Raw genomic sequence first — 25,490 nt, 5'->3', positions numbered from 1 at the left:
CTACTTCTCCGCTCCTGCTGCAGCGGGTGCAGCCTCGGCCTGTGCGCCACGGGGCGCACGGCGGCGGTCGCCACGGTCGCGCGACGGCTTCTGAGCCGCCTGCTCGCGTGCGAGTTCCTTGTTGGTGAGGTCACCCTTGTAGATCCAGACCTTCACGCCGATGCGGCCGAAGGTGGTCTTCGCCTCGTAGAAGCCGTAGTCGATGTTCGCACGGAGCGTGTGCAGCGGCACGCGACCCTCGCGGTAGAACTCCGAGCGGCTCATCTCGGCGCCGCCGAGGCGGCCGGAGACCTGGATACGGATGCCCTTGGCGCCAGCGCGCTGAGCGCCCTGCAGACCCTTGCGCATCGCGCGGCGGAACGCCACGCGAGCAGCGAGCTGCTCGGCGATGCCCTGCGCGACGAGCTGAGCGTCGGCCTCGGGGTTCTTGACCTCGAGGATGTTCAGCTGGATCTGCTTGCCGGTGAGCTTCTCAAGGTCGGCGCGGATGCGCTCGGCCTCGGCGCCGCGGCGGCCGATGACGATGCCGGGACGCGCCGAGTGGATGTCCACGCGGACGCGGTCGCGGGTGCGCTCGATCTCGACGCGCGAGACGCCGGCGCGATCGAGCTGCTTCGTCAGGTGCTGGCGGATCTTGATGTCCTCGGCCAGGTAGTCAGCGTAGCGCTGACCCTTCTTGGTCGAGTCCGAGAACCAGCGCGAGACGTGGTCGGTCGTGACCCCGAGGCGGAAGCCATAGGGATGAATCTTCTGGCCCATACCTAGGCTCCCTTCTTCGCAGCCGCGAGCTCGTCCGCCGACTGCAGGACGACGGTGATGTGGCTGGTGCGCTTGTTGATCCGGAACGCGCGGCCCTGTGCACGGGGGCGGAAACGCTTCAGCGTTGCTCCCTCGTCCACGAAGGCGCGAGCGATGACGAGCTCGTCCTCGTTGAGGCGCAGGTTCTCGTTATCGGCCTTGACGCGCGCGTTAGCGATCGCCGAGGCGACGAGCTTGAACACGGGCTCCGCAGCGGCCTGGGGGGCGAACTTCAGGATGGCCAGGGCCTCCTGGGCGTTCTTCCCGCGAACCAGGTCGACAACGCGGCGGGCCTTCTGGGGGGTGATGCGGATATGACGCACGCGTGCGATCGACTCCACCATTTCTCTTCCTCCTTCACGTCACCGCGTTAGCGGCGACGGCCCTTCTTGTCGTCCTTCACGTGACCGCGGAAGGTCCGAGTGGGCGCGAACTCGCCCAGCTTGTGACCGACCATGGTCTCCGTGACGAACACGGGAATGTGCTTGCGACCGTCGTGCACCGCGATGGTGTGACCCAGCATGGCCGGGATGATCATCGAGCGGCGCGACCAGGTCTTGATCACGTTCTTGGTGCCGGCTTCGTTCTGAACAATCACCTTGTTGAGCAGGTGGTTGTCGACGAAGGGGCCCTTCTTGAGACTACGAGGCATCTTCTACTCTCTCCTACCTGCGGACTAGCGCTTCTTGCCGGCGTTACGGCGACGCACGATGAGCTTGTCGCTTTCCTTGTTCGGATGGCGCGTGCGGCCTTCCTTCTGGCCCCAGGGGCTGACCGGGTGGCGGCCACCCGAGGTGCGGCCTTCGCCACCACCGTGCGGGTGATCGACCGGGTTCATGACAACGCCGCGGACGGTCGGGCGGACGCCCTTCCAGCGCATGCGGCCTGCCTTGCCCCAGTTGATGTTCGACTGCTCGGCGTTGCCGACCTCACCGACGGTCGCACGGCAGCGCGCGTCGACGTTGCGGATCTCACCCGAGGGGAGACGCAGCTGAGCGTAGGGGCCGTCCTTCGCCACGAGGCGAACCGAGGCACCAGCGGAGCGCGCCATCTTGGCACCGCCGCCCGGCTTCAGCTCGATCGCGTGGATCACGGTACCGGTGGGGATGTTGCGCAGCGGCAGGTTGTTGCCCGGCTTGATGTCGGCCGAGGGACCCGACTCGACGATGTCGCCCTGCTTGAGCTTGGTCGGAGCGATGATGTACCGCTTCGTGCCGTCCTCGAAGTGCAGGAGCGCGATGCGAGCCGTGCGGTTCGGATCGTACTCGATGTGCGCAACGCGGGCGTTCACGCCGTCCTTGTCATTGCGACGGAAGTCGATGACGCGGTACTGACGCTTGTGGCCACCACCGATGTGACGGGTGGTGATCCGGCCCTGGTTGTTGCGGCCGCCGGTCTTGGGGAGCGGGCGGAGCAGCGACTTCTCAGGCGTCGAGCGCGTGATCTCAGCGAAATCAGCGACGCTCGAGCCGCGACGACCCGGGGTCGTCGGCTTGTACTTGCGAATAGCCATGTTGTATTCCTCTTCGCCCCTTCTACAGCGCAGCCGTGAAGATGTCGATGGAACCCGACTTCAGCGTGACGATGGCGCGCTTGGTGTCCTTGCGCTTGCCCATGCCAAACTTCGTGCGGCGGGTCTTGCCCTTGCGGTTCAGCGTGCGGACCTTGCCGACCTTCACACCGAAGACCTGCTCGATCGCGAGCTTGATCTCGGTCTTGTTGGCACCCGGCGCCACCTCGAAGGTGTACTGGCCGTTGGCGTCGATGAGACCGTAGCTCTTCTCGGAAACGATGGGGCGGATGATGACGTCGTGTGCGGACTTGTTCAGGCTCACTTCGTGTCCTCCTGAGCGGCACGGCCGGCGACGAATGCGTCGAAGGCGGCCTTGGTGAAGACGAGGTCATCGCTGACGACCACGTCGTAGGCGTTGAGCTGATCCTGGAACAGCACGTGAACGTGCTGCAGGTTGCGGACGCTGAGAGCGGTGAGCTCATCCTCGCGGGTCACGACGACCAGCACGCGCTTGCCCGGCGCGACCTGCGCGAGGAACTCGCGCGCGGCCTTGGTGCTGGGCTTCTCGTCGATGCCGAAGGACTCGACGACGTGCAGACGGTTCGCGCGGGCGCGATCCGAGAGCAGGCCGCGGAGAGCCGCCGCGATCATCTTCTTGGGGGTGCGCTGTGCGTAGTCGCGCGGCACGGGGCCGTGGACGACGCCGCCGCCGCGGTGCTCAGGAGCGCGGACCGAACCCTGACGAGCGCGGCCGGTGCCCTTCTGCTTGAACGGCTTGACGCCAGAACCGGAGACCTCGCCACGGTTCTTGGTCTTGTGCGTACCCTGGCGCGCAGCTGCGAGCTGAGCGGTGACCACCTGGTGGATCAGCGGGACGTTGGTCTCGGCACCGAAGATGGTCTCGGGCAGGTCGACGGACCCAGCCTTCTTACCCTTGGCGTCGAGCACCTCGAGCTTGGTAGCGGTAGCCATGAACTACGCCCCCTTCACTGCGTTGCGGACGAAAACGAGACGACCACGAGCGCCGGGAACCGCACCCTTGACCAGGATGAGACCCTTCTCGGCGTCGATCGCCTGCACGGTGAGGTTCTGCACGGTGACGCGATCCCCGCCCATGCGGCCGGCCATCTTCTGGCCCTTGAACACGCGACCGGGGGTCGCGGCGCCGCCGATGGAGCCCGGCTTGCGGTGGTTGCGGTGCGCACCGTGCGAAGCCGAGACACCCTTGAAGTTGTGACGCTTCATGGTGCCCGCGAAGCCCTTGCCCTTCGAGGTGCCGACGACGTCGATCTTCTGACCGGCTTCGAAGGTACCGTCGACGGTCAGCTCCTGGCCGAGCGCGTACTCGCCGGCGTCGGAGGTGCGGACCTCGGTGAGGTGACGGCGAGGCGTGACGCCCGCCTTCTCGAAGTGACCCGCGGAAGGCTTGTTGACCTTGCGGGGATCGATCTGACCCGCGGCGATCTGCACGGCGCTGTAGCCGTCGACCTCGGGGGTGCGGATCTGGGTGACCACGTTGGGTGCCACCTCGATGACGGTAACGGGAACGACCTTGCCGTTCTCGTCCCAGACCTGAGTCATGCCGAGCTTGGTGCCCAGGAGACCCTTAACGTTGCGTGCTGCAGTCATTGTTGGATCCCCCCTTAGAGCTTGATCTCGATGTTGACGTCGGCCGGGAGGTCGAGACGCATGAGCGAATCGACGGCCTTCGGGGTGGGGTCCACGATGTCGATGAGGCGCTTGTGGGTGCGCTTCTCGAAGTGCTCGCGGCTGTCCTTGTACTTGTGGGGCGAACGGATAACGGCGATCACGTTCTTCTCCGTCGGGAGCGGCACGGGGCCGATCACCGTCGCGCCAGCGCGGGTGACCGTGTCAACGATCTTGCGCGCGGAGCTGTCGATGACCTCGTGGTCATACGACTTCAGTCGGATGCGGATCTTCTGTCCCGCCATGTGACTCTCTACTTTCTACTTGCGTCGTACTGCGGGCTTGTGGCCTCGCAGCATTGGACGTCTTGCGTACCAGCGCCCTGGCAGCCGCGGCTGGTGTGCCGCATCGTGCTGGGTCTCTGTTCACCTGTCAAGACCGCGCCTCGCGGCACGGCCCCGCACACACGAAAACGGCCGGACTCTCGTCTGGCCGCCTCATACGAGCGGGTTGTTGTTCGCTGCCCGCGGCCTAACCTGATGGCCCCTCGCGGGGCGGTTATGCACAGCCTGGCAGTGATCCACACGGACGCGCGGAGTACTGAACCTGTCTATTCTCGCACGCCGAAGGTCAGCGTGCAACCCGGGCGTGTCGCGCCGGGAGGAGCCGCGGCAGCAGGGTGTAGAAGACGACAATCGCGAGCCCGCCGGCGAGCAGCGCCGCGGTGCCCCAGGGCCCTGTGTAGAGCGAGATCAGGCCCAGGATCGAGGCCGCGAGCGTGCAGAGCGCCGTGATTCCCGATGCCGCGACGTGGCTGTAACCGAGCTGCTGGATCCGCTGATAGGCGTGCTCCTTGTGGGGCTCGTCCCAGCGGTGCCCGGCGCGCACGCGCTTCACGAGCGTGACGCCGACGTCGCCGAAGTAGATCACCATGGGGCCGATCGTCGCGAGCAACGGAAGGCCGGAGAGCCAGGCCGCGAAGCTCGTGATCGCGGTCGCCCCGCCGAGCAGGTAGCTGCCGACGTCGCCGAGGAAGGCGCCCGGCTTCGTGAGGTTCCACGGCAGGAAGCCGCCGAAGCCCGCGGCGAGCACCAGGCCGGCCGCGATCAGCCACGGCTGCGCGTCGAGCCAGCCGGCGGCCGCGAAGGTGAGGCCCGCGATGACCCCGTGGAACCCGCTGATGCCGTTCAGGCCGTCCATAAAGTTCGCCACGTTGATGTAGCTCGAGATAAACAGCACCGCATAGGCGACGAGCAGGATCGACGCACCCACGGGGAGCGCTTCGGGCAGCGAGAGCGGGGCGGGCGGAGGCAGCTCGAAGGTCAGGTCGCGCACGTGCAGGGGATCCGCCCGCACGAGCAGCAAACCCACCGGCACGAGCAGCGCAATGAGGAGGAGCAGGATGCTCCGCGCCTTCACGCTGATCCCGCGCAGGTCCTCGCCGAGCCCGAGCAGGCCAGCGGCGAGCGAGCCGACCACCACAACGAGCAGTGCCTCCCACCGCACCACAGGCTCGGCCGCAAGGGCGAACCAGAGCACCGCGACCGCTCCCCCGACGAGCATCGAGATGAGCACCGCGAGGCCGAGGCCGCGGAGCACGGGCCGCGCGTGCGACGAGCGCTCGTTCGGCACGTCCATGATCCCGAGCCGCTGCAGGAGCGGCTTTACGACGATCGGGAGCAGCACGCTCAGCACGAGCGTCACGGCACCGGCGACGAGGGCGGGGACGACGAGGTTCACTGCACACGCTCCTCGGCGGCGCGCGTCAGATCGAGGCGCGCGATCCAGCCCTCGTGGTCGAGCACTTCGGGCGAGATCGTGTCGACGTGCGCGTGTGTGATCTTCGGGTGGAACGGGCGCTCATTGCCCTCCCCCGCGCCAACGAGCTCCTCGTGAAGCTTCTCGCCGTGACGCAGTCCCGTGAAGACGATGTCGATCTCCTTCCCGGACTGCGCGATCATGCGACGCGCGACGTCGAGAATCGAGACGGGCTCCCCCATGTCGAGGATCAGCACCTCGCCCTTCCGGCCGATACCGCCGGCCTGGATCACAAGCTGGCACGCCTCGGGGATCGTCATGAAGAACCGGGTGACGTCGGGGTGCGTGACCGTGATCGGGCCGCCGGCATCGATGAGCCTGCGGAACGTCGGGAGCATGGACCCGCGGCTGCCAATGACGTTGCCGAAGCGCACCGAGAGGTAGCGCTCCCCCGTCTGCTCCGCCATCCACGCGGTGAGTTTCTCGGCCACCCGCTTCGAGTGCCCGAGCACGCTCGTCGGGTTCGCGGCCTTGTCGGTCGACACGTTCACGAACGTGCCGACGCCCGAAGCCTGCGCCGCGCGCAGCACGTTGAGCGTGCCGAGCACATTCGTCTTCCACGCCTCGTCCGGGTACTGCTCGAGCATGGGCAGGTGCTTCAGCGCGGCCGCATGGAACACGACCTCCGGCTTCCGCTCGAGGAAGAGTGCGCGCAGCGCCGCGGCATCCCTGATGTCGGCGAGCACCACGTCGTTCGTGTCGAGCAGGCCGTGCCCGCTGATGGAGAGCTGCGTCTCCTGCAGCGCGGTCTCGTCGCGGTCGAGCATGATGAGCTCGTCAGGCGCGAAGCGCGCGAGCTGGCGACAGAGCTCGGAGCCGATCGACCCGCCCGCGCCCGTGACGAGAACCCGCTTGTCCTGCAGGTAGGAGGCGATCGACTCGGTCTCGAGCCGCACGGGGTGGCGCCCGATGAGGTCCTCGATCGCGAGCTCGCGCACGTCAGAGATCACGGAGTTGTTCATGAGGATCTGGTCGAGCGGCGGGAGCACCATGGCCGTGATCCCGACTCGGTCAGCGAGCCAATCGATCCGGCGCATCATCGACGCGTCTGCGTCGCCGATGCAGACGATCAGCTTCGTCGCGCGCGTGCGGCGCACGACGCCCGGCAAGTCGTCGAGGCCGCCGAGCACCCGCACGCCCCGCACCTCCTGGTGCCGCTTCGCGGGGTCGTCATCAATGAAGCCGACCGGCAGCGCAGAGCCACGCGCGTCGGTCAGCAACCGCTTTGCAGTCTGCACGCCGAGGTAGCCCGCGCCGTAGAGCAGGGTCCGCTCCGCCTCCTCGCCCGGCTTCAGCTGGCGTTCAGCAGCCAGCCGCATGAGGTAGCGGGCCACCCCCATCAGGCTGAACACAATGGGCGCCGCGATGATCATCGTGCTGCGCGGGATCCCGTTGCCGTAACCGACGAGATACGCGAACACCCAGGACACGATCATGACCGCCGTGATGTTGAGCACGAGCGCTCGCACCTCGTCGAAGCTGCCGATCGCGTACCGATTGCGGTACAGCCAGAACACCCAACCGCCGATGAGCTGGAGCAGAGCCGTCGCGCCGATGAGCGCGAGCGTCCACCCCCAGTGGATGCGGTTGAGATTGAAGTCGAAGCGGAGCACGAGAGCCGCCAGGATCGCGACCGCCCACGCCGCGGCGTCCGCGAGATAGAGCAGACCGTACTGGCGTGCGAAGTGGGCGAAACGCCCGCCTGCGGTCTCCGGCACTCGTGCCCCCGTCCCTCTGCGAATTTGACTACGACTGATCACATTCGAGGATACCGCTCCCTTGCCGGGAGTTGCCGCAGGCGCGAGGCGTCGCGCCGAACGGGGAAAGGCCCGGGAGACGCACAGAACCCCCGGGACGAATCCCGGGGGTTCTGTGCGAGCCTCTCTCAGGCTCAGGGAGCCTCAGTGAGACTCAGCCTCGCATGAGACTTAGGCGATGACCTTGGTCACCGTGCCGGCGCCGACGGTGCGGCCACCCTCACGGATCGCGAAGCCGAGGCCGTCCTCCATAGCGATCGGCTGGATGAGCTCGACCGTCATGTCGGTGGTGTCGCCGGGCATAACCATCGGCTTGTCCTCGGGCAGCGTGATAACGCCGGTCACGTCAGTCGTACGGAAGTAGAACTGCGGACGGTAGTTCGTCTCGAACGGGTTGTGGCGGCCGCCCTCTTCCTTCTTCAGGATGTAGGCAGTGCCCTCGAACTTGGTGTGCGGGGTGATCGAGCCGGGGGCAACGACGACCTGGCCGCGCTCCACGTCCTCGCGCTTGGTGCCGCGGAGGAGGAGGCCACAGTTCTCGCCGGCCCATGCCTCGTCGAGCTGCTTGTGGAACATCTCGATGCCGGTGACGGTGGTCTTCTGCGTCGGACGCAGGCCCACGATCTCGACCTCGGAGTTGATCTTCAGCGTGCCACGCTCGGCGCGACCCGTGACGACCGTGCCACGACCGGTGATCGTGAAGACGTCCTCGACGGGCATGAGGAACGGCTTGTCCTTGTCACGCACGGGATCGGGGATGTTGTCGTCGACGGCCTGCATGAGCTCGAGGATCGAGTTGACCCACTTCTCCTCGCCCTGCAGCGCCTGGTAGCCCGAGACGCGGACCACGGGGACGTCGTCGCCCGGGTAGCCGTGCTTGGAGAGCTCCTCGCGGACCTCCATCTCGACGAGCTCGAGGATCTCCTCGTCGTCGACCTGATCGCACTTGTTGAGCGCGACGAGCAGGTAGGGAACGCCGACCTGCTTCGCGAGGAGGATGTGCTCCTTCGTCTGCGCCATCATGCCGTCGGTCGCCGCGACCACGAGGATCGCGCCGTCCATCTGAGCGGCACCGGTGATCATGTTCTTGATGTAGTCGGCGTGGCCCGGTGCATCAACGTGAGCGTAGTGGCGCTTCTCGGTCTCGTACTCGACGTGCGAGATGTTGATGGTGATGCCGCGCTGGCGCTCCTCGGGAGCCGAGTCGATCGTGTCGAAGTCGCGCTTGACGTTGACGTCAGACGGGAACTTGTCGGCGAGGGTCTGCGAGATCGCCGCGGTAAGGGTCGTCTTACCGTGGTCGACGTGACCGATCGTACCGATGTTTACGTGCGGCTTGGTCCGCTCGAACTTGGCCTTCGCCACTATGGTCCTCCTCAGGACGTTGAGTACCCTCCCCCTCCGACGGATTTCGGAGGGCACGAGTACGGGGTGTGTACTTATGTTACAAGCTCAGGTCAGTGATCGCGACCTGGGCGTTTTGATCGGCGGCGGCCTCAGGGCCGCCGCCGATCAGTGGACGGTGTTACTCGCCCTTAGCCTTCTGAACGATCTCATCGGCCACGGCCTTCGGCACCTCTGCATAGGAGTCGAAGGTCATCGAGAACACCGCGCGACCGCTGGTCTTCGACCGCAGGTCACCAATGTACCCGAACATCTCTGAAAGCGGCACGAGGGCACGCACGACCTTGACGCCGGACGCATCCTCCATTGCCTGGATCTGTCCACGACGGGAGTTCAGGTCGCCGATGACGTCGCCCATGTACTCCTCGGGGGTGCGGACCTCGACGGCCATCATGGGCTCGAGAAGGACGGGCTGCGCCAGGCGTGCCGCCTCCTTGAACGCCATCGAACCGGCGATCTTGAACGCCATTTCCGACGAGTCGACGTCGTGGTACTGACCGTCGAGCAGCGTGGCCTTGACGCCCACAACCGGGAAGCCGGCGAGGATGCCGTACTGCATCGCGTCCTGGATACCCGCGTTGACCGAGGGGATGTACTCGCGGGGAACGCGACCGCCGGTCACCTTGTCCTCGAACTCGTACATCGTCTCGGCGTCCGACTCGAGCGGAGCGAGCGCGATCTGCACCTTTGCGAACTGGCCGGAACCACCGGTCTGCTTCTTGTGGGTGTAGTCGTACTTCTCCACCGTGCGGCGGATCGTCTCGCGGTAGGCCACCTGCGGCTTGCCGACGTTCGCCTCGACCTTGAACTCGCGCTTCATGCGATCCACGAGGATGTCGAGGTGCAGCTCGCCCATGCCGGCGATAACCGTCTGGCCGGTCTCGGCGTTCAGGCTCACGCGGAAGGTGGGATCCTCCTCGGCGAGCTTCTGGATCGCCGTGCCGAGCTTCTCCTGGTCACCCTTGGTCTTGGGCTCAATGGCGACCTCGATGACGGGCTCCGGGAAGGTCATCGACTCGAGCACGACCTGCTTGTCCGAATCGGAAAGCGTGTCGCCCGTCGTCGTGTCCTTGAGGCCGATGACCGCGTAGATGTTGCCGGCGGTCAGCTCGTCGACCGGGTTCTCCTTGTTGGCGTGCATCTGGAAGATCTTGCCGATGCGCTCCTTGCGGCCCTTGGTCGAGTTCACGACCTGGGCGCCCGAAGCTGCCTTACCCGAGTAGACGCGCACGTAGGTGAGGCGGCCGAAGAACGGGTGGACGGCGATCTTGAACGCGAGCGCCGAGAAGGGCTCGTCGGACGAGGGACGGCGCTCGATGACGATCGACTCGTCGCGCGGGTCGTGGGCCTCGATGGCTCCGACGTCGAGCGGGTTGGGGAGGAAGTCCACAACCGCGTCGAGCATCGGCTGGATGCCGCGGTTCTTGAACGCCGAGCCGCAGTACACGGGGTAGATCTCGTTGTTCACGACGAGCTTGCGGATCCCCGCCTTGAGCTCGTCGATCGAGATCTCCTCGCCGCCGAAGAACTTCTCGAGGAGCTCGTCGTCGGTCTCGGCGACGGTCTCGACGAGCTTCGCGCGGTACTCCTCGGCCTTGGCCTGGAGGTCTGCGGGGATCTCCTGCGTCTCGTAGTTGGCGCCCAGGGTGACGTCACCCTTCGAGTCGCCCTCCCACACGAAGGCCTTCATCGACAGCAGGTCGACGACGCCGACGAAGTCGGACTCCGAGCCGATCGGAAGCTGCATCACGAGCGGCTTCGCGCCGAGGCGGCTGATGATGGTGTCGACCGTGAAGTAGAAGTCGGCACCCATCTTGTCCATCTTGTTGACGAAGCAGATGCGGGGAACGCCGTACTTGTCGGCCTGGCGCCAGACGGTCTCGGACTGGGGCTCAACGCCCTCCTTGCCGTCGAACACCGCGACAGCGCCGTCGAGCACGCGGAGCGAGCGCTCCACCTCGACGGTGAAGTCGACGTGGCCCGGGGTGTCGATGATGTTGATCTGGTTCTTGTTCCAGAAGCAGGTCACCGCGGCACTGGTGATCGTGATGCCGCGCTCCTTCTCCTGCTCCATCCAGTCGGTCGTCGCGCCGCCATCGTGGGTCTCGCCCAGCTTGTGGTTGACACCCGTGTAGAACAGGATGCGCTCGGTCGTGGTGGTCTTGCCGGCATCGATGTGGGCCATGATGCCGATGTTGCGGACCTTGCTCAGGTCGGTGAGCACGTCTTGTGCCACGGGATCTCCTCCGGGTGTGGGGATGAAAGTTGTGCAGCGCGGGACGGGCTTGCGCCCCGCAGTCGGCGGATCGGATCGCGGTTGACGATCCGATCCGCCGAAGGGGTACTACCAGCGGTAGTGAGCGAACGCGCGGTTCGACTCGGCCATCTTGTGAGTGTCCTCGCGACGCTTGACAGCGGCGCCGAGGCCATTCGAGGCGTCGAGGATCTCGTTGGTGAGGCGATCCGTCATCGAGTTCTCGCGACGGGCCTTCGCGTAGCTGGTCAGCCAGCGGAGTGCGAGCGTGTTCGCACGGTGCGGCTTGACCTCGACGGGCACCTGGTAGGTGCTGCCGCCGACGCGACGCGAACGGACCTCGAGGGTCGGGCGCACGTTGTCGAGCGCCTTCTTGAGGACCGTCACGGCATCCTGACCGGACTTTTCGGCCACGTTCTCGAGTGCACCGTAGACGATGCGCTCGGCGAGGCCCTTCTTGCCATCAAGAAGAATCTTGTTGACGAGCTGGCTGACAACCGGCGATCCGTATACCGGATCGGCGACTACGGGGCGCTTCGGAGCAGGACCCTTACGAGGCATTACTTCTTCTCCTTCTTCGCGCCGTAGCGGCTACGGGCCTGCTGACGATCCTTGACCGCCTGCGTGTCGAGCGCGCCGCGCACGATCTTGTAACGGACACCGGGAAGGTCCTTCACACGACCGCCGCGCACGAGCACCAGCGAGTGCTCCTGCAGGTTGTGGCCCTCGCCCGGAATGTAGGCGGTGACCTCGGTGCCGTTGCGAAGCTTCACACGAGCGACCTTGCGCATCGCCGAGTTCGGCTTCTTGGGCGTGGTGGTGTAGACACGGGTGCAAACCCCTGCCTGCTGCGGGTTCGCCTTGAGCGCGGGAGCCTTGGTCTTCGAGACCTTCGGCGTCCGGCCCTTGCGCACCAACTGCTGAATGGTAGGCACTGACTCTCCATGGTTGATCCTGCACGGTGACAGGAATGCTTCTTTGGGAAACCAAAGCATGTGCGAGCGCTCACGCACCCGCGAACCTGCTGCTCGCCTCCGGGGAGGCGAACCGAGTGCAGGTATGCCGTGGGGGTGTCGCCCTGGGGGCGAGTGACCCTGCGGCGCTTTCCCACGACTCCCCCGTGCAGGCACGTCGGAATCGGTGGAAGGCACCAGCAACCAACTATACGCGGTGCGTGTTATCACCGCAATGCCCCGATGCGGATCGGGATTCGCGTCGGGCGGACGCTACTGCGGCGGCTCGAGATTCCGGCTCAGCTCGTCGAGCATGGCCTGGATCTGCGGTTCGACGAAGCGCTGGATCGCCGCCTCGATCCGGGGCTTGTGCCCGACGAGCGCGAAGCAGACCTCCCGGCCGGCGGCGGCGGCCCGCTCATCCGCGAGCTCGATCTCGTTGCGGAGGCGCCGCTTCTCCTCCGCACTCAGCGGCGGGCGCGGCAGCGGCGGCTCGGGCCGCGACTCCTCGGCCAGCCCGGCGAGCGTGAAGAGGAACGGCTGCTCCCCCTCCCCCGGATCCGGATCCGGCTCGAGGCCCTCGTACTCCGGATCGAGGCCGGCCGCCGGATCATAACCGCCCGAACGCCACAGCTCGGCACCCGTGAGCTCCGCGTGCAGCGTCGGCAGCTCGGCCTCGGTGAAGTCGTCAACGTCCTTGTCGATGATCCGCTGCATCCGGGAGACGAGCGCGTGCGTGACCTGGTGCGGCACATCCGCCGCGATGCCTGCGGCGGCCAGGATCGGCGATCCCGTGCAGCGCCGGCACAGTCTGGCACGGCCCCGGTGCGTGCCCGGTTCCCAGCGTGGCACCCAGCGCAGCCACGCGTCGACGGCCACGTTGACCCGCTCGTCGATGCTCCCCATGACGATCATTCGTCCTCGCCCCGGCGCTCCCACGGCCACTGGGGCGGGGGGCGGTCCGTGTAGACGCGGCGGGCGAGGACCGCCCAGAACAGCAGGGAGGCGAGGGCCCAGATCGGAATGAGGGTGGCGGCGAACGGGCTCAGCCAGGTCTCACCAATCGACATGCCTGCGAGGATACCGCCCAGCGCCCAGAGCAGGTAGGCCCCGACGGCCGTCGCGACGATCGCGCCCCAGGAGGGCCCGCGGCGGCCACGCAGCAGCGCGAGCGCCTGGTTCCAGAGGGAGATCGCGAGCGCACCGAGCGCGAGCACGAGGACGAGGGGCGCCGCCCAGCGCGGCACGCCGTCTGTGGTCACCGGCTCGAGCCCGGGCAGGAGCGTCAGCCCGCCCCAGACCGCGACGACCAGGGCAACGGCCACGATGATCGTCGCGAAGATCAGGCCCCCGACGTATCCTCGGGTGACCCCGCGCCTGGGGCCCTCACTCACGACTGCTTCGCCTGCGCCTCTGCGAGTGCGTTCTCATACTCCGCGAGCGCCTCCGCGTTGCGGAGCTTGACCTTGCGCCCCCTGGCGCCGATCCACGCGCCGGTCCAGATCGATGCCTCACGGGCAACGACGCCGGCCGCGACGGAGACAACGTTGAAGCCGTAGCGGCGCAGCAGCTCGAGCGGCTCCCAGCTCACCCGCTGCCCGAGCACGAACTGGTCATGAGCCGCCAGGCCGAGCGTCGTCGCGCCCCACACGGCGATTGCGACGAGGAAGCCGCCGAGCACATAGGCCCACCAGCCAGCACGCCCGACCACGAGCACGACGATCGAGAGGGCGACGAAGAACGCGGCGAGCGCGGTCGCGAAGCCCACGTTTGTGAGCATCGGCAGGAGGCCCTCGCTCAGGAAGGTCGACGGCGGGAACTTGGGGGCGAGCCACAGCGCGAACACGCCGGCGAGCACGGCGCCGAAGGCGAGCGTGCCCACGAGGGCGATGAGCACGCCAGCTCCGCGGTTGCCGCGGATCTCCGGCGGCATGGGCGACTGCATGTACAGCGCCGCCATCGGGTGATCCGCACTGATCCGGATCTCGCCGTCACGGGCCGTCGCGGGCTCGTCCGACTTCGCCGCACTCGGCAGGTCATCGAGCGTGGGAGGCGGAGTCTTGAGCGCCCCGGTAGAGAGTCGTGAGGGGGTCGGCTCGAGATCCATCTGCGTGTCGACCTCGGAGATCGCGCGGCGGCGCTCGAGCTCGGCATCCGCCCGCTCGGCGTCGCTCTGCGCGACGCCCGCGGCGCCCGCGGAGAGGACGGGCGCTTCGGGGCCGTCGGGATCCTTCGCCCCGTCGGCGTCCTTCGCCCCCTCGGCCCGCTTCGACTCGGCGATCTCGGTGAGCACCTCGTCGGAGGACGTCGTGACGCCGTCGCCCGTTCCGGACTCGGATCCGCTCACGCGCGAGCGCTTCACCGCCTCGAGCACCTCGGTGCGGCTGGCCTCGGCCTCTTCGACGGGTGCACCGGGATTGCCGGCGGCCTCGGGCGACTCCTTCGCCCTTGATGCGGGAGTCTCGCGCTCGTCGCTCATCGCTTCACCTCTCATTGCGGCCAATGCGCCCGGGCGGGGGTGAGCCCGGACACATCTTCTGTGACGCAACCGTACAAGCATGTGCGCGCAATTTGCGGGAGCGCACGCCGAGAAGCGCCGGATCCTTCCGGGGAAACTCACAGCGCCCGGGGCCTTTCGGCTCCGGGCGCTGTGTGCACAGACTCGGGAACTAGCTGTAGTTGCCCGGGTTGAACTCGTCAGCGGTAAAGCTGTCGAAGTCCACGAAGGAGAGGTCGTTCTCGTCGAAGGTGCCCTCGGTGGCGAACAGGCGGTTCGGGTAGCGCTCCGCCTTCGCCTCCTCGGTCGCCTCAACGTCGACGTCACGGTAGGTGCTCAGGCCGGTGCCGGCCGGGATGAGCTTACCGATGATGACGTTCTCCTTGAGGCCGATGAGCGGATCCCTCGAGCCCTCCATGGCGGCCTGCGTGAGCACGCGGGTCGTCTCCTGGAAGGACGCGGCGGAGAGCCACGACTCGGTCGCGAGCGAGGCCTTGGTGATACCCATGACCTCGGGGCGCGCGGTCGCGACGCGCTTGCCCTCGAGCAGCGCCTCGCGGTTGATCCGCTGGTAGCGCGAGCGATCCACGAGCTCGCCCGGGAGCAGCTCGGTCTCGCCGTGATCGACGACCGTCACCTTGCGCAGCATCTGGCGCACGATGACCTCGATGTGCTTGTCGTGGATCGGCACGCCCTGCGAGCGGTAGACGCCCTGGACGCCCTCGACGAGGTACTTCTGCACCGCGCGCTCGCCCGGGATGTGCTTGCTGTTCTCGGTGGAGCCGACCTGGAGGATGTCCTTCGGGTCGAGCGTTCCCGCGAGGAACGGCTGGCCGAGCTCGACGTGGTCGCCGTCCTCGACGAGGAGGGTCGCACGCTTCAGGACCGGGTACGCCTTCTCCTCGGTGCCGTCGTCCGGCGTGAGGAGGATACGGCGGCTCTTCTCGGTGTCCTCGATCGTGATCCGGCCGGCAGCCTCCGCGATCGGCGACGCACCCTTCGGGGTCCGGGCCTCGAAGAGCTCCTGCACGCGGGGAAGACCCTGCGTGATGTCGTCAGCCGAGGCCGAGCCACCGGTGTGGAACGTACGCATCGTGAGCTGCGTGCCGGGCTCGCCGATCGACTGGGCGGCGATGATGCCGACCGCCTCGCCGATGTCGACGCGCTGGCCCGTGGCGAGCGAGCGGCCGTAGCAGGTCGCGCAGACGCCGACGGCGGACTCGCAGGTGAGCACCGAGCGAACCTTGATCTCCGTGACGCCGGCCGCGACGAGGCGGTCGATGAGCACGTCGCCCACGTCCTCGCCAGCGTTCGCGACGACGGTGCCGTCCTCGGCCACGGCGTCGGCCGCGAGCGTCCGAGCGTAGACCGAGTTCTCGACGTTCTCGTCGCGGACGAGGACGCCGTTGGCGTCGGCCTCCGCAATCACGAGGTCCAGGCCGCGACGCGTACCGCAGTCCTCCTCGCGGATGATGACATCCTGCGAGACGTCGACCAGACGACGGGTCAGGTAGCCCGAGTCGGCCGTGCGGAGAGCGGTGTCGGCGAGGCCCTTACGAGCACCGTGGGTCGCGATGAAGTACTCCGCAACCGACAGGCCCTCGCGGTACGAGTTGATGATCGGGCGCGGGATGATCTCGCCCTTCGGGTTCGACACAAGGCCGCGCATACCGGCGATGTTCCGGATCTGCAGCCAGTTACCACGGGCACCCGACGACACCATGCGGAAGATGGTGTTGTCCTCGGGGAACGCGTCGCGCATGGCGGCGGCCACCTCGTCGGTCGCCTCCGTCCAGATCTCCGTGAGTGCCTTGTGACGCTCGCTGTCCTGGATCATGCCGCGGTCGTAGTCGCGCTGAACCTTCGCGGCGCGCTTCTCGTGCTCCGCGATGATCTCCTGCTTGTTCGACGGCGTGACGATGTCGGACAGGGCGACCGTGACACCCGAGCGCGAGGCCCAGTAGAAGCCGGCGTCCTTGATGCGGTCGAGCGTTGCCGCGACCTCCACCTTCGGGTAGCGCTCCGCCAGGTCGTTCACGAGGCCCGAGAGGCTGCCCTTGTCGGCGACCCGCTCAAAGTACGGGTAGTCGGCGGGAAGCGCCTCGTTGAAGATCGCGCGTCCGAGCGAGGTCTCCACGAGGACCGGCTTCTCGTTCGTCACACCGTTCTCGTCGGTGTAGCCGATGAGGCGGATCTTCGCGAGCGCGCCCAGGTCGAGCGTGCCCTCGTCCATGGCCAGGATCGCCTCGGCGATCGAGCCGAACGCGCGGCCGGTGCCGATCGCGTCCTTCTTGATCGTCGTGAGGTGGTGCAGACCGATGATCATGTCCTGCGAGGGCAGGGTCACCGGGCGGCCGTCCGACGGCTTCAGGATGTTGTTCGACGCGAGCATGAGCACTCGGGCCTCGGCCTGCGCCTCGACCGAGAGCGGCAGGTGGACGGCCATCTGGTCACCGTCGAAGTCCGCGTTGAACGCGGCGCAGACGAGCGGGTGCAGCTGGATCGCCTTGCCCTCGACGAGCTGGGGCTCGAAGGCCTGGATGCCGAGGCGGTGCAGGGTCGGTGCGCGGTTGAGGAGCACGGGGCGCTCGCGGATGATCTCCTCGAGCACGTCCCAGACCTCGGAGCGCGCGCGCTCCACCATGCGCTTCGCGGCCTTCACGTTCTGCGCGTGCGACAGATCCATGAGGCGCTTGATGACGAACGGCTTGAACAGCTCGAGCGCCATCTGCTTCGGCAGGCCGCACTGGTGCAGCTTGAGCTGCGGGCCGACCACGATGACCGAACGGCCCGAGTAGTCGACGCGCTTGCCGAGCAGGTTCTGACGGAACCGGCCCTGCTTGCCCTTCAGCATGTCCGAGAGCGACTTGAGCGCGCGGTTGCCGGTGCCCGTGACGGGGCGGCCGCGGCGGCCGTTGTCGAACAGCGCGTCGACGGCCTCCTGCAGCATGCGCTTCTCGTTGTTCACGATGATCTCGGGCGCACCGAGATCGAGCAGGCGGCGCAGACGGTTGTTGCGGTTGATCACGCGACGGTACAGATCGTTGAGATCCGAGGTCGCGAAGCGGCCACCGTCGAGCTGGACCATCGGACGGAGCTCCGGCGGGATCACGGGGACCACGTCGAGCACCATCGCGGCCGGGCTCGCACCCGTCTGCAGGAAGGAGTTGACGACCTTCAGTCGCTTGATGGCGCGGATCTTCTTCTGACCCTTGCCCTCGGCGATCTGCAGGTGGAGCGTGTCGCTCTCAGCCTGGAGGTCGAAGGACTCGAGGCGCTTCTTGATCGCCTCGGCGCCCATGTACGCCTCGAAGTAGTCGCCGTAGCGATCCATGAGGTCTGCGAAGACCGCATCCTCGGGCTTCAGGTCGCCGACCTTCAGGTTGCGGAAGTCCTCCCAGACCCGCTGCAGGCGCGCGATGTCGTCATCGAAGCCCTTGCGGATCGCGGTCATCTCCTTCTCGGCCGAGGCCTCGGCGCGGCGGCGCTGATCCGCCTTCGCGCCCTCGGCCTCGAGCGCGGCGAGATCCGACTCGGCCTGCTGCTGGCGCTGGGCGATCGCGATGTCGCGCTGGTCCTCGAGCGCCTTCAGCTCGAGCCGCAGCTCGGCCTCCAGCTCGCCGAGATCCTCGTGGCGCCCCTCTTCATCGATGTCGATGATCATGTACGCGGCGAAGTAGATGACCTTTTCGAGGTCCTTCGGCGCCATGTCGAGGAGGTAGCCGAGGCGGCTCGGCACACCCTTGAAGTACCAGATGTGCGTGACGGGCGCGGCGAGCTCGATGTGGCCCATGCGCTCGCGGCGAACGCTGGACTTCGTCACCTCGACGCCGCAGCGCTCGCAGACGATGCCCTTGTAGCGGACGCGCTTGTACTTGCCGCACGCGCACTCCCAGTCCCGGCTGGGACCGAAGATCTGCTCGCCGAACAGGCCATCCTTTTCAGGCTTCAGCGTGCGGTAATTGATGGTCTCCGGCTTCTTGACTTCGCCGAACGACCAGCTGCGGATATCCTCGGCGGTCGCCAGACGGATCTGCAGCTCGTTGAAACTCGTACCCTCGAGCAAGTTGTTCTCCTTGGTAACTGGAAAAAGTTCTCGTCTGGACCGGATCAGATCTCGTCTACCGACGAGGTCTCGAAGCGGGTGGACAGGTTGATGCCGAGCTCTTCCGCGGTGCGGTGGGCCTCGTCATCGGTGTCGCGCAGGTTGACGGCGTTGCCGTCGGCGCCGAGCACCTCGACGTTCAGGCAGAGCGACTGCATCTCCTTCATGAGCACTCGGAACGACTCGGGCACGCCCGGCTCCGGGATGTTCTCACCGCGCACGATGGCCTCGTAGACCTTCACACGACCGAGGATGTCGTCGGACTTGACCGTGAGCAGCTCCTGCAGCGCGTACGCGGCGCCGTAGGCCTCGAGCGCCCACACCTCCATCTCACCGAAGCGCTGGCCACCGAACTGGGCCTTACCGCCGAGCGGCTGCTGGGTGATCATCGAGTAGGGGCCCGTCGAGCGCGCGTGGATCTTGTCGTCCACGAGGTGGTGCAGCTTCAGGATGTACATGTAGCCGACCGAGATCGGGTACGGGTACGGCTCGCCCGAGCGACCGTCGAACAGGCGGGTCTTGCCCGTCGAGTCGATGAGTCGGTCGCCGTCGCGGGTCGGGAGCGTCGAGTCGAGCAGACCGGCGATCTCCTCCTCCGAGGCGCCGTCGAACACGGGGGTCGCAACCTTCGTGTTCGGGGCGGCCTCGAGGGCCTGCTGCGAAAGCTTCGCAGCCCACTCCGGGGTGCCCTCGACCTTCCAGCCCTGCTTCGCGATCCAGCCGAGGTGGATCTCGAGCACCTGGCCGAAGTTCATTCGGCCCGGGATACCGAGCGGGTTCAGGATCACGTCGACGGGGGTGCCGTCGGCGAGGAACGGCATGTCCTCGACCGGGAGGATCTTCGAGATGACGCCCTTGTTGCCGTGGCGGCCCGCGAGCTTGTCGCCCTCGGTGATCTTGCGCTTCTGAGCGATGTAGACGACCACGCGCTGGTTGACGCCCGAGCCGAGCTCGTCGTCGTTGTCGTTCTCCGCGTCGAAGACCTTGACGGACGTGACCGTGCCGGAGACGCCGTGCGGCACCTTCAGCGACGTGTCGCGGACCTCGCGGCTCTTCTCGTTGAAGATCGCGCGGAGCAGGCGCTCCTCGGCAGAGAGCTCGGTCTCGCCCTTCGGCGTGACCTTGCCGACGAGGATGTCGCCAGGCGAGACCTCGGCGCCGATGCGGATGATGCCGCGCTCGTCGAGGTCCTTCAGCGCCTCCATGCTCGCGTTGGGGAGGTCACGAGTGATCTCCTCCTTGCCGAGCTTGGTGTCGCGCGCGTCGACGTCGTACTCCTCGATGTGGATCGACGAGAGCGTGTCGTCCTTCACCAGGTTCTGGCTCAGGATGATCGCGTCCTCGAAGTTGTGACCCTCCCAGGACATGAACGCGACGAGCAGGTTCTTGCCGAGCGCGAGCTCGCCGTTCTGCGTCGCGGGGCCGTCGGCGATGACCTCGCCGGCCTCGATGCGGTCGCCCGCCTTCACGATCACGCGGTGGTTGTAGTTCGTGCCCTGGTTCGAGCGATCGAACTTGCGCATGAAGTAGCTCTTCGAGCCGCCCTCGTCCTCCTGGATGGTGACGAAGTCGGCGGAGACCTCGGCGATCACGCCGGACTTCTGCGCGGTGACGACGTCACCAGCATCAATCGCGGCGTAGCCCTCCATACCGGTGCCGACCACGGGCGAGTCGCTGCGCACGAGCGGCACGGCCTGACGCTGCATGTTCGCGCCCATGAGCGCGCGGTTCGCATCGTCGTGCTCGAGGAACGGGATGAGCGAGGTCGCAACCGACACCATCTGGCGCGGCGAGACGTCCATGTAGTCGACGCGCTCGGCGTCGACGAGGATGACCTCGGAGCCGCGGGGGCGCGCGAGCACCTGCTTCTCGGCGAACTTGCCGTCCTTCGTGAGCGGGGCGCCAGCCTGCGCGATGAGGAACTCGTCCTCCTCGTGCGCGGTCAGGTAGTCGACCTGATCGGTGACCTTGCCCTCGAGCACGCGGCGGTACGGCGTCTCGATGAAGCCGAACGCGTTGATGCGTGCGAACGTCGCGAGCGCGCCGATCAGGCCAATGTTCGGGCCCTCAGGGGTCTCGATCGGGCACATGCGGCCGTAGTGCGACGGGTGGACGTCACGGACCTCGACGCCAGCGCGGTCGCGCGAGAGGCCGCCCGGGCCGAGCGCCGAAAGGCGGCGCTTGTTGGTCAGGCCCGCGAGCGGGTTGTTCTGATCCATGAACTGCGACAGCTGCGAGGTGCCGAAGAACTCCTTGATCGCCGCGAGCACGGGGCGCGTGTTGATCAGGGTGTTCGGGGTGATGGCCTCGATGTCCTGCGTCGTCATGCGCTCGCGCACGACGCGCTCCATGCGGCTGAGGCCGGTGCGCACCTGGTTCTGGATCAGCTCGCCGACCGCGCGGATGCGGCGGTTGCCGAAGTGATCGATGTCGTCGGTGTCGAGACGGTTGTCGAACTCCTTGCCGTCGCGAACGCCGGGGAGCGTCTCCGTGCCCGCGTGCAGGCCGACGAGGTACTTGATCGTCGCGACGATGTCCTCGAGCGAGAGCACCGAGTCGGTGATCGGGGCGTCGACGCCGAGCTTGCGGTTGATCTTGTAGCGGCCGACCTTCGCGAGGTCGTAGCGCTTCGGGTTGAAGTAGCTGTTGTCGAGGAGCGCGCGCGCCGCCTCGATCGCCACCTGCTCGCCCGGACGCTGCTTGCGGTAGATGTCCTTGAGGGCCTCCTCCTGCGTGAGGATGCCGTCCTTCTCAAGGGTGAGCGCGATCGACTCGTAGCCGGCGAACTCCTCGAGGATCTCCTCGCTCGTCATGCCGAGCGCCTTGAGGAAGACCGTGACCGACTGCTTGCGCTTGCGGTCGATGCGGACGCCGACCTGATCACGCTTGTCGACCTCGAACTCGAGCCACGCACCGCGGCTCGGGATCACGCGAGCGGTGAAGACGTCCTTATCGCTCGTCTTCTCCTGGGTGCGCTCGAAGTACACGCCGGGGCTGCGGACGAGCTGCGACACGATGACGCGCTCGGTGCCGTTGATGATGAAGGTGCCCTTGTCGGTCATGATGGGGAAATCGCCCATGTAGACCGTCTGGCTCTTGAGGACCTGCGTCTCGGTGTTGTAGAACGCCGCCTCGACGTAGAGCGGGGCAGCGTAGGTCTTGCCGCGCTCCTTGCACTCCTCGATCGTGAACTTCTGCTCATCGAGGATGGGGTTCTCGAAGGACAGCTGCATGGTGCCAGCGTTGTCCTCGATCGGGGAAATCTCGTCGAAGATCTCCTCGAGGCCGCTCTTCAGCGCGATGTCGTCGCGGCCCTCGGCCTGGGCCTCGACCACGCGAGCCTTCCAGGCGTCGTTGCCGACGAGCCAATCGAAGCTCTCGAGCTGCAGTGCCAGCAGGTTGGGCACTGAGAGCGTGTCGGAAATCTTGGCGAATGAGAGTCGCTGGTGATCGCGACCGTTCTTCGGATTGTGAGTGGACGATGCGTTGCGCGCAGCAGCCAAGGAAACTACCTCCGTGGGCCCCGTCGGGCCGGTTGACCTGGTCTTGCGAGAGTTGCGTAGCTACCGGAACACGCGGTCGAGGCCATCTGCGCTTTCGCGCCAGCTCCCGGGGCCCACCGCTATTTGCAGGCACACTGGTGTCCGTAGTGCAACTATCAACGATAACACCGTCGGTGCTGCATGTCCAGCCCAATCTGGACTATTATCTCGCCCCGCTTCCACCCGCGACACCTGAAACGCCCTGCACCCCCGGATTTACCCGGCATTCACCCTGCGTTTCTCCAGCCGACCTGGGGTTAGAGTTTCGGAATGGATGCTGGGAGACTCGATATTCGTCGCGCAGCCTGGGCGTGCGTCCTACTCATGGTGTGTGTGCTCGGGGCCGGGGTGTTCTTCGCCACGGTCAGCGGCGATCCGCTCCCGATCGACAACTGGTGGCACGATCACGTTGCGTTCTCCCGGGGCTCGGCCCCGTTCGCCGTTGCCGTGTTCTTCGCCGAGGTCGGCGGCAGCATCGGCGCCGCGGCCTGCACGGCGATCGCGGCGGCCCTGCTGCTGGCCCTCAAGCGCCCCCGGGACGCTGGGGCGGTCGTCACCGCCCTCCTCCTTGGCGTCGCGAGCTCCGAGATCATCAAGGCGTTCGTGGTGCGGCCGCGGCCGCTTGACGAGCTGTACTTCACCACCGGCCACTCCTTCCCCTCAGGGCACTCGATGGGCGCTGCGGCGCTCGCGGTGTCACTCGCCCTCGTGTTCACGCGCTGGCGCGGCTCCCCCTATGAGGCGCGCGCGTGGCCCTGGATCCTCGCCGCTGGCTGGACGCTGCTCATGATGCTCAGCAGGACCGGGCTGCACGTCCACTGGTTCACCGACGTGTTCGCGGGCGCCGCCCTCGGCATCTCGGCCGCCGTATTCTCCCGCCTGCTCTGGGAGAAGGATCCCGGCGCGGCGAATGTCAGAGGTGCGCAATAGGCTGAGGGGCATGAGCGAGAGCACGACCCCGGCGGGCGAGAGCGCGACCGAGACGATCATCTTCGGCGCCGATTGGTGCCGCGACTGCCGGCGCGCGAAGCAGGTCTTCGGCGCCGAGGGCGCAGCCTACCGCTACGTCGACCTCGTCGCGGATCCTGCGGCGGCTGACGTCGCGAAGGACATCAGCGGCCGCACCAATATCCCGGTCATCGTGTACCCGGATCGCAGTCACCAGGTCGAACCGTCGAACGCCGACATGCTGGCGAAGATCGGGGAGCTCGGGCTCGGCAGGCGCGGCGAGGCCCGGTGAGAGCGGGATCCGGGTCGGTGCGGCGCGCGGATCTGCCCGAGCCCGTCACGCTGAGCTCCGGCCTGCAGGCGGAGTTCGAGGTCGACCGCTGGGTCCCCGAGGCGATCCAGCTCGTCGTCGACGGCACCCCGCAGTCCCACATCAACCTCGCGGATCCGGCGGAGCTCTTCTTCGAGTATGTGCGGCGCATCGGGCACGTGATCGACCTGTTTCGGGATCCGGGCGAGCCCATCTCTGCGCTGCACCTCGGCGGCGGCGCGTTCACGCTCCCCCGCTACGTCGAGGCCACGCGGCCGGGCAGCAGACAGCAGGTCGTCGAGCTCGAGAGCGCGCTCGTCGAGCTCGTGCGCGCGGCCGCGCCGCTGCCGAAGCGCGCGAGCATCCGTGTGCGGCACGGCGACGCGCGCGCGGTGCTCGAGAAGCTGCCCGCTGGGATGCAGGGCGCCATGGACCTCGTCGTGGTCGACATCTTCGCCGGCTCGCAGACGCCCGCCCACGTCTCGAGCGTCGAGTTCTACGAGCGCATCAGGCCGCTCCTCGCACCTGGCGGGCTCGTCGTGGTGAACGCCGCCGACGGCCAGGGTCTGCCGTTCGTGCGCGGCCAGGCGGCGACGCTGCGCTCCCTCTTCCCCGGCGTCGCCGCGATCGCGGAACCCCAGGTGCTGAAGGGCAGGCGCTTCGGCAACGTCGTGTTCGTCGCGTCGAACGGCGAGCTCGATGCGCTCGACTGGCTGCCGCGGCTCCTCGCGGGCGGCCCGCATCCCGCCCGCATGCTCGTAGGCTCGGAGCTCTCCGAGCTCGTCCGCGGCGTGCGCCCCGTCACCGACGAGCACGCGGTCGACCCTCCCCCGCCGCCCCGCGAGCTCTTCGACCGTGGCTGAGCTCGCCCGGGTCCGCGTCTGGGCGGATGCCCTGATCCGGATGCACCTCGACCCGGCCGTGTGGAGCTTCGGCTTCGACAACGCGAAGCGCAGGGCCGGGCTCTGCAACTACACGGAGCGCAGGATCACGGTGTCGCGCTACCTCGCGGAGAAGTTCGACGACGACGAGATCCACCAGATCCTGCTCCACGAGGTCGCGCACGCGATGGCAGGCGCGGGCGCCGGACACGGGAGGGAGTGGAAGCGGATCGCGTCCGAGATCGGCTACGTCGGCGGACGCACGCACGACGGGGAAATCGCGCACGAGCGCGCGCCCTGGGTCGGCGTCTGCCCCGCCGGGCATGAGCACTTCCGGTTCCGGCGCCCGACCAGGGTCTCCTCCTGCGCGAAGTGCGCCCGCGGCTTCTCGTCAGCGCACCTCATCGACTGGCAGAAGCGCGGCTGAGGCGGCTGAGGCGGCTGAGGCGGCTGAGGCGGCTGAGTGAGGATCCCGCGTCAGCAGGAGATCGTCGAGAGCGCCTGGCGCAGCAGCGCGCCGCGCCCGCCGGAGAACTCCTCGATCGTGCCGGGCGCGAGCGCCTCCTCCGGCGACATCCACGTCACCTCGAGGGCATCCTGCCGCGGAACGCACGTGCCCGTCACGGGCACGACGTACACGAGCGACACCGCGTGCTGGCGCTCGTCGACGTACGGGGAGATTCCGGGCATCGGGAAGTACTCGGCAACCTGAACCGGCACGAGCGCCGCCGGCATCTGCGGGAAGGCCATTGGGCCGAGGTCGTTCTCCAGGTGGCGAAACAGCGCCTCGCGCAGCGTCTCGCCGTAGCGCACCCGCCCCGAGACGAGCGCGCGGGTCATGACCCCCGCAGCGGTGCTGCGCAGCAGCAGCCCCACCTCGGTGACCTGGCCGAGCCCGTCGAGACGCACCGGCACGGCCTCGACGTACATGATCGGCAGGCGGCCGCGCACGGAGGCGAGTTCCTCCTCGCTCAGCCAGCCGGGGTTGCCTGCCGGCGTCGGCCGGTCCTCGGGGCCCTCGGGCTCGGGAAGCTCCGCAGTGTCGATCGCCATGCGTGCGCTC

General features: G+C 67.3%; 24 protein-coding genes. 4 read left to right on the top strand and 20 right to left on the bottom strand.

Annotated elements, in window-relative coordinates; translation table 11 throughout:
• The 19 genes from rpsC to ACOPJ3_RS05685 form a co-directional block, all read right to left on the bottom strand.
• Positions 1-759 carry a 30S ribosomal protein S3 gene (gene rpsC, locus ACOPJ3_RS05775; protein ID WP_017885321.1) on the bottom strand — a complete coding sequence of 253 codons (759 nt, stop codon included), beginning with the start codon at positions 757-759 and terminating at the stop codon, positions 1-3.
• Between the two features lie 2 nt (positions 760-761).
• Positions 762-1,142 carry a 50S ribosomal protein L22 gene (gene rplV, locus ACOPJ3_RS05770; protein ID WP_427870878.1) on the bottom strand — a complete coding sequence of 127 codons (381 nt, stop codon included), beginning with the start codon at positions 1,140-1,142 and terminating at the stop codon, positions 762-764.
• Between the two features lie 26 nt (positions 1,143-1,168).
• Positions 1,169-1,450 (bottom strand): 30S ribosomal protein S19, encoded by a 282-nt coding sequence (rpsS, locus tag ACOPJ3_RS05765; RefSeq protein ID WP_427870877.1) that lies wholly within the window; start codon positions 1,448-1,450, stop codon positions 1,169-1,171.
• A 24-nt stretch (positions 1,451-1,474) separates the two neighbouring features.
• On the bottom strand, positions 1,475-2,311 hold the full coding sequence (gene rplB / locus ACOPJ3_RS05760) for a 50S ribosomal protein L2 (protein WP_427870876.1): 837 nt from the start codon (positions 2,309-2,311) through the stop codon (positions 1,475-1,477).
• 22 nt (positions 2,312-2,333) lie between these two features.
• Positions 2,334-2,633: a 50S ribosomal protein L23 gene (rplW, locus tag ACOPJ3_RS05755; RefSeq protein WP_427870875.1), complete on the bottom strand. Its 300-nt coding sequence runs from the start codon at positions 2,631-2,633 to the stop codon at positions 2,334-2,336.
• Complete coding sequence (rplD, locus tag ACOPJ3_RS05750) at positions 2,630-3,283, bottom strand: 50S ribosomal protein L4 (protein WP_427870874.1); 654 nt, start codon at positions 3,281-3,283, stop codon at positions 2,630-2,632. The genes rplW and rplD overlap by 4 nt, the downstream gene beginning before the upstream one ends.
• Positions 3,284-3,286: 3 nt before the next feature.
• Positions 3,287-3,940, bottom strand: coding sequence for a 50S ribosomal protein L3 (gene rplC / locus ACOPJ3_RS05745; protein WP_427870873.1), 654 nt, complete (start codon positions 3,938-3,940; stop codon positions 3,287-3,289).
• A gap of 14 nt (positions 3,941-3,954) precedes the next feature.
• Positions 3,955-4,263, bottom strand: coding sequence for a 30S ribosomal protein S10 (gene rpsJ / locus ACOPJ3_RS05740; RefSeq protein ID WP_010156393.1), 309 nt, complete (start codon positions 4,261-4,263; stop codon positions 3,955-3,957).
• A 325-nt stretch (positions 4,264-4,588) separates the two neighbouring features.
• Positions 4,589-5,698: a UDP-phosphate alpha-N-acetyl-D-fucosaminephosphotransferase gene (locus ACOPJ3_RS05735; protein ID WP_427870872.1), complete on the bottom strand. Its 1,110-nt coding sequence runs from the start codon at positions 5,696-5,698 to the stop codon at positions 4,589-4,591.
• Complete coding sequence (locus tag ACOPJ3_RS05730; protein WP_427870871.1) at positions 5,695-7,494, bottom strand: polysaccharide biosynthesis protein; 1,800 nt, start codon at positions 7,492-7,494, stop codon at positions 5,695-5,697. Before ACOPJ3_RS05730 ends, ACOPJ3_RS05735 begins: the two co-directional genes overlap by 4 nt.
• Before the next feature lie 210 nt (positions 7,495-7,704).
• Complete coding sequence (tuf, locus tag ACOPJ3_RS05725) at positions 7,705-8,898, bottom strand: elongation factor Tu (RefSeq protein WP_427870870.1); 1,194 nt, start codon at positions 8,896-8,898, stop codon at positions 7,705-7,707.
• A 160-nt stretch (positions 8,899-9,058) separates the two neighbouring features.
• A complete protein-coding gene (gene fusA / locus ACOPJ3_RS05720) occupies positions 9,059-11,173 on the bottom strand; it encodes an elongation factor G (RefSeq protein ID WP_427870869.1) in 2,115 nt (704 codons plus the stop codon).
• A 108-nt stretch (positions 11,174-11,281) separates the two neighbouring features.
• Positions 11,282-11,752: a 30S ribosomal protein S7 gene (gene rpsG, locus ACOPJ3_RS05715; protein WP_017885334.1), complete on the bottom strand. Its 471-nt coding sequence runs from the start codon at positions 11,750-11,752 to the stop codon at positions 11,282-11,284.
• Complete coding sequence (gene rpsL, locus ACOPJ3_RS05710; protein WP_105804987.1) at positions 11,752-12,126, bottom strand: 30S ribosomal protein S12; 375 nt, start codon at positions 12,124-12,126, stop codon at positions 11,752-11,754. Before rpsL ends, rpsG begins: the two co-directional genes overlap by 1 nt.
• A gap of 291 nt (positions 12,127-12,417) precedes the next feature.
• Positions 12,418-13,059, bottom strand: coding sequence for a spermidine/putrescine ABC transporter substrate-binding protein (locus tag ACOPJ3_RS05705; RefSeq protein ID WP_427870868.1), 642 nt, complete (start codon positions 13,057-13,059; stop codon positions 12,418-12,420).
• Positions 13,056-13,538: a hypothetical protein gene (locus ACOPJ3_RS05700; RefSeq protein ID WP_427870867.1), complete on the bottom strand. Its 483-nt coding sequence runs from the start codon at positions 13,536-13,538 to the stop codon at positions 13,056-13,058. The genes ACOPJ3_RS05705 and ACOPJ3_RS05700 overlap by 4 nt, the downstream gene beginning before the upstream one ends.
• Positions 13,535-14,623, bottom strand: a complete 1,089-nt coding sequence (locus tag ACOPJ3_RS05695; RefSeq protein WP_427870866.1) for a hypothetical protein — start codon at positions 14,621-14,623, stop codon at positions 13,535-13,537. The genes ACOPJ3_RS05700 and ACOPJ3_RS05695 overlap by 4 nt, the downstream gene beginning before the upstream one ends.
• A gap of 190 nt (positions 14,624-14,813) precedes the next feature.
• The gene (gene rpoC, locus ACOPJ3_RS05690; RefSeq protein WP_427870865.1) at positions 14,814-18,707 is read right to left on the bottom strand and encodes a DNA-directed RNA polymerase subunit beta'; all 3,894 of its coding nucleotides are present in this window, start codon (positions 18,705-18,707) and stop codon (positions 14,814-14,816) included.
• Between the two features lie 44 nt (positions 18,708-18,751).
• Positions 18,752-22,249: a DNA-directed RNA polymerase subunit beta gene (locus ACOPJ3_RS05685; RefSeq protein WP_427870864.1), complete on the bottom strand. Its 3,498-nt coding sequence runs from the start codon at positions 22,247-22,249 to the stop codon at positions 18,752-18,754.
• A 309-nt stretch (positions 22,250-22,558) separates the two neighbouring features.
• Between ACOPJ3_RS05685 and ACOPJ3_RS05680 the strand changes: the two genes are divergently transcribed.
• The 4 genes from ACOPJ3_RS05680 to ACOPJ3_RS05665 are packed head-to-tail and all read left to right on the top strand — an operon-like array spanning position 22,559 to position 24,854.
• On the top strand, positions 22,559-23,218 hold the full coding sequence (locus ACOPJ3_RS05680) for a phosphatase PAP2 family protein (RefSeq protein WP_427870863.1): 660 nt from the start codon (positions 22,559-22,561) through the stop codon (positions 23,216-23,218).
• A gap of 10 nt (positions 23,219-23,228) precedes the next feature.
• The gene (locus ACOPJ3_RS05675) at positions 23,229-23,528 is read left to right on the top strand and encodes a glutaredoxin domain-containing protein (RefSeq protein WP_427870862.1); all 300 of its coding nucleotides are present in this window, start codon (positions 23,229-23,231) and stop codon (positions 23,526-23,528) included.
• 17 nt (positions 23,529-23,545) lie between these two features.
• Positions 23,546-24,409 (top strand): spermidine synthase, encoded by an 864-nt coding sequence (locus ACOPJ3_RS05670; protein WP_427870861.1) that lies wholly within the window; start codon positions 23,546-23,548, stop codon positions 24,407-24,409.
• The gene (locus ACOPJ3_RS05665) at positions 24,402-24,854 is read left to right on the top strand and encodes a SprT-like domain-containing protein (RefSeq protein WP_427870860.1); all 453 of its coding nucleotides are present in this window, start codon (positions 24,402-24,404) and stop codon (positions 24,852-24,854) included. The genes ACOPJ3_RS05670 and ACOPJ3_RS05665 overlap by 8 nt, the downstream gene beginning before the upstream one ends.
• 50 nt (positions 24,855-24,904) lie before the next feature.
• On the opposite strand, the gene ACOPJ3_RS05660 is transcribed toward ACOPJ3_RS05665, so the two are convergent.
• Positions 24,905-25,480 carry an NUDIX hydrolase family protein gene (locus tag ACOPJ3_RS05660; RefSeq protein WP_427870859.1) on the bottom strand — a complete coding sequence of 192 codons (576 nt, stop codon included), beginning with the start codon at positions 25,478-25,480 and terminating at the stop codon, positions 24,905-24,907.
• Between the last annotated feature and the right edge of the window lie 10 nt (positions 25,481-25,490).

The sequence above is a fragment of the Leucobacter luti genome, from assembly GCF_050310065.1.
In the GTDB taxonomy this organism is placed as follows: Bacteria; Actinomycetota; Actinomycetes; order Actinomycetales; family Microbacteriaceae; genus Leucobacter; species Leucobacter luti_B.
The sequence above is the reverse complement of the archived record's forward strand: the minus strand, read 5'-3'. Positions and strand labels throughout refer to the sequence as shown.

Bases quoted from the DNA above. Each gene is read 5' to 3' on its own strand.
- rpsC (WP_017885321.1), bottom strand. From the start codon at position 759: ATGGGCCAGAAGATTCATCCCTATGGCTTCCGCCTCGGGGTCACGACC.
- rplV (WP_427870878.1), bottom strand. From the start codon at position 1,142: ATGGTGGAGTCGATCGCACGCGTGCGTCATATCCGCATCACCCCCCAG.
- rpsS (WP_427870877.1), bottom strand. From the start codon at position 1,450: ATGCCTCGTAGTCTCAAGAAGGGCCCCTTCGTCGACAACCACCTGCTC.
- rplB (WP_427870876.1), bottom strand. From the start codon at position 2,311: ATGGCTATTCGCAAGTACAAGCCGACGACCCCGGGTCGTCGCGGCTCG.
- rplD (WP_427870874.1), bottom strand. From the start codon at position 3,283: ATGGCTACCGCTACCAAGCTCGAGGTGCTCGACGCCAAGGGTAAGAAG.
- rplC (WP_427870873.1), bottom strand. From the start codon at position 3,940: ATGACTGCAGCACGCAACGTTAAGGGTCTCCTGGGCACCAAGCTCGGC.
- rpsJ (WP_010156393.1), bottom strand. From the start codon at position 4,263: ATGGCGGGACAGAAGATCCGCATCCGACTGAAGTCGTATGACCACGAG.
- rpsG (WP_017885334.1), bottom strand. From the start codon at position 11,752: ATGCCTCGTAAGGGTCCTGCTCCGAAGCGCCCCGTAGTCGCCGATCCG.
- ACOPJ3_RS05705 (WP_427870868.1), bottom strand. From the start codon at position 13,059: ATGATCGTCATGGGGAGCATCGACGAGCGGGTCAACGTGGCCGTCGAC.
- ACOPJ3_RS05695 (WP_427870866.1), bottom strand. From the start codon at position 14,623: ATGAGCGACGAGCGCGAGACTCCCGCATCAAGGGCGAAGGAGTCGCCC.
- ACOPJ3_RS05680 (WP_427870863.1), top strand. From the start codon at position 22,559: ATGGATGCTGGGAGACTCGATATTCGTCGCGCAGCCTGGGCGTGCGTC.
- ACOPJ3_RS05675 (WP_427870862.1), top strand. From the start codon at position 23,229: ATGAGCGAGAGCACGACCCCGGCGGGCGAGAGCGCGACCGAGACGATC.
- ACOPJ3_RS05660 (WP_427870859.1), bottom strand. From the start codon at position 25,480: ATGGCGATCGACACTGCGGAGCTTCCCGAGCCCGAGGGCCCCGAGGAC.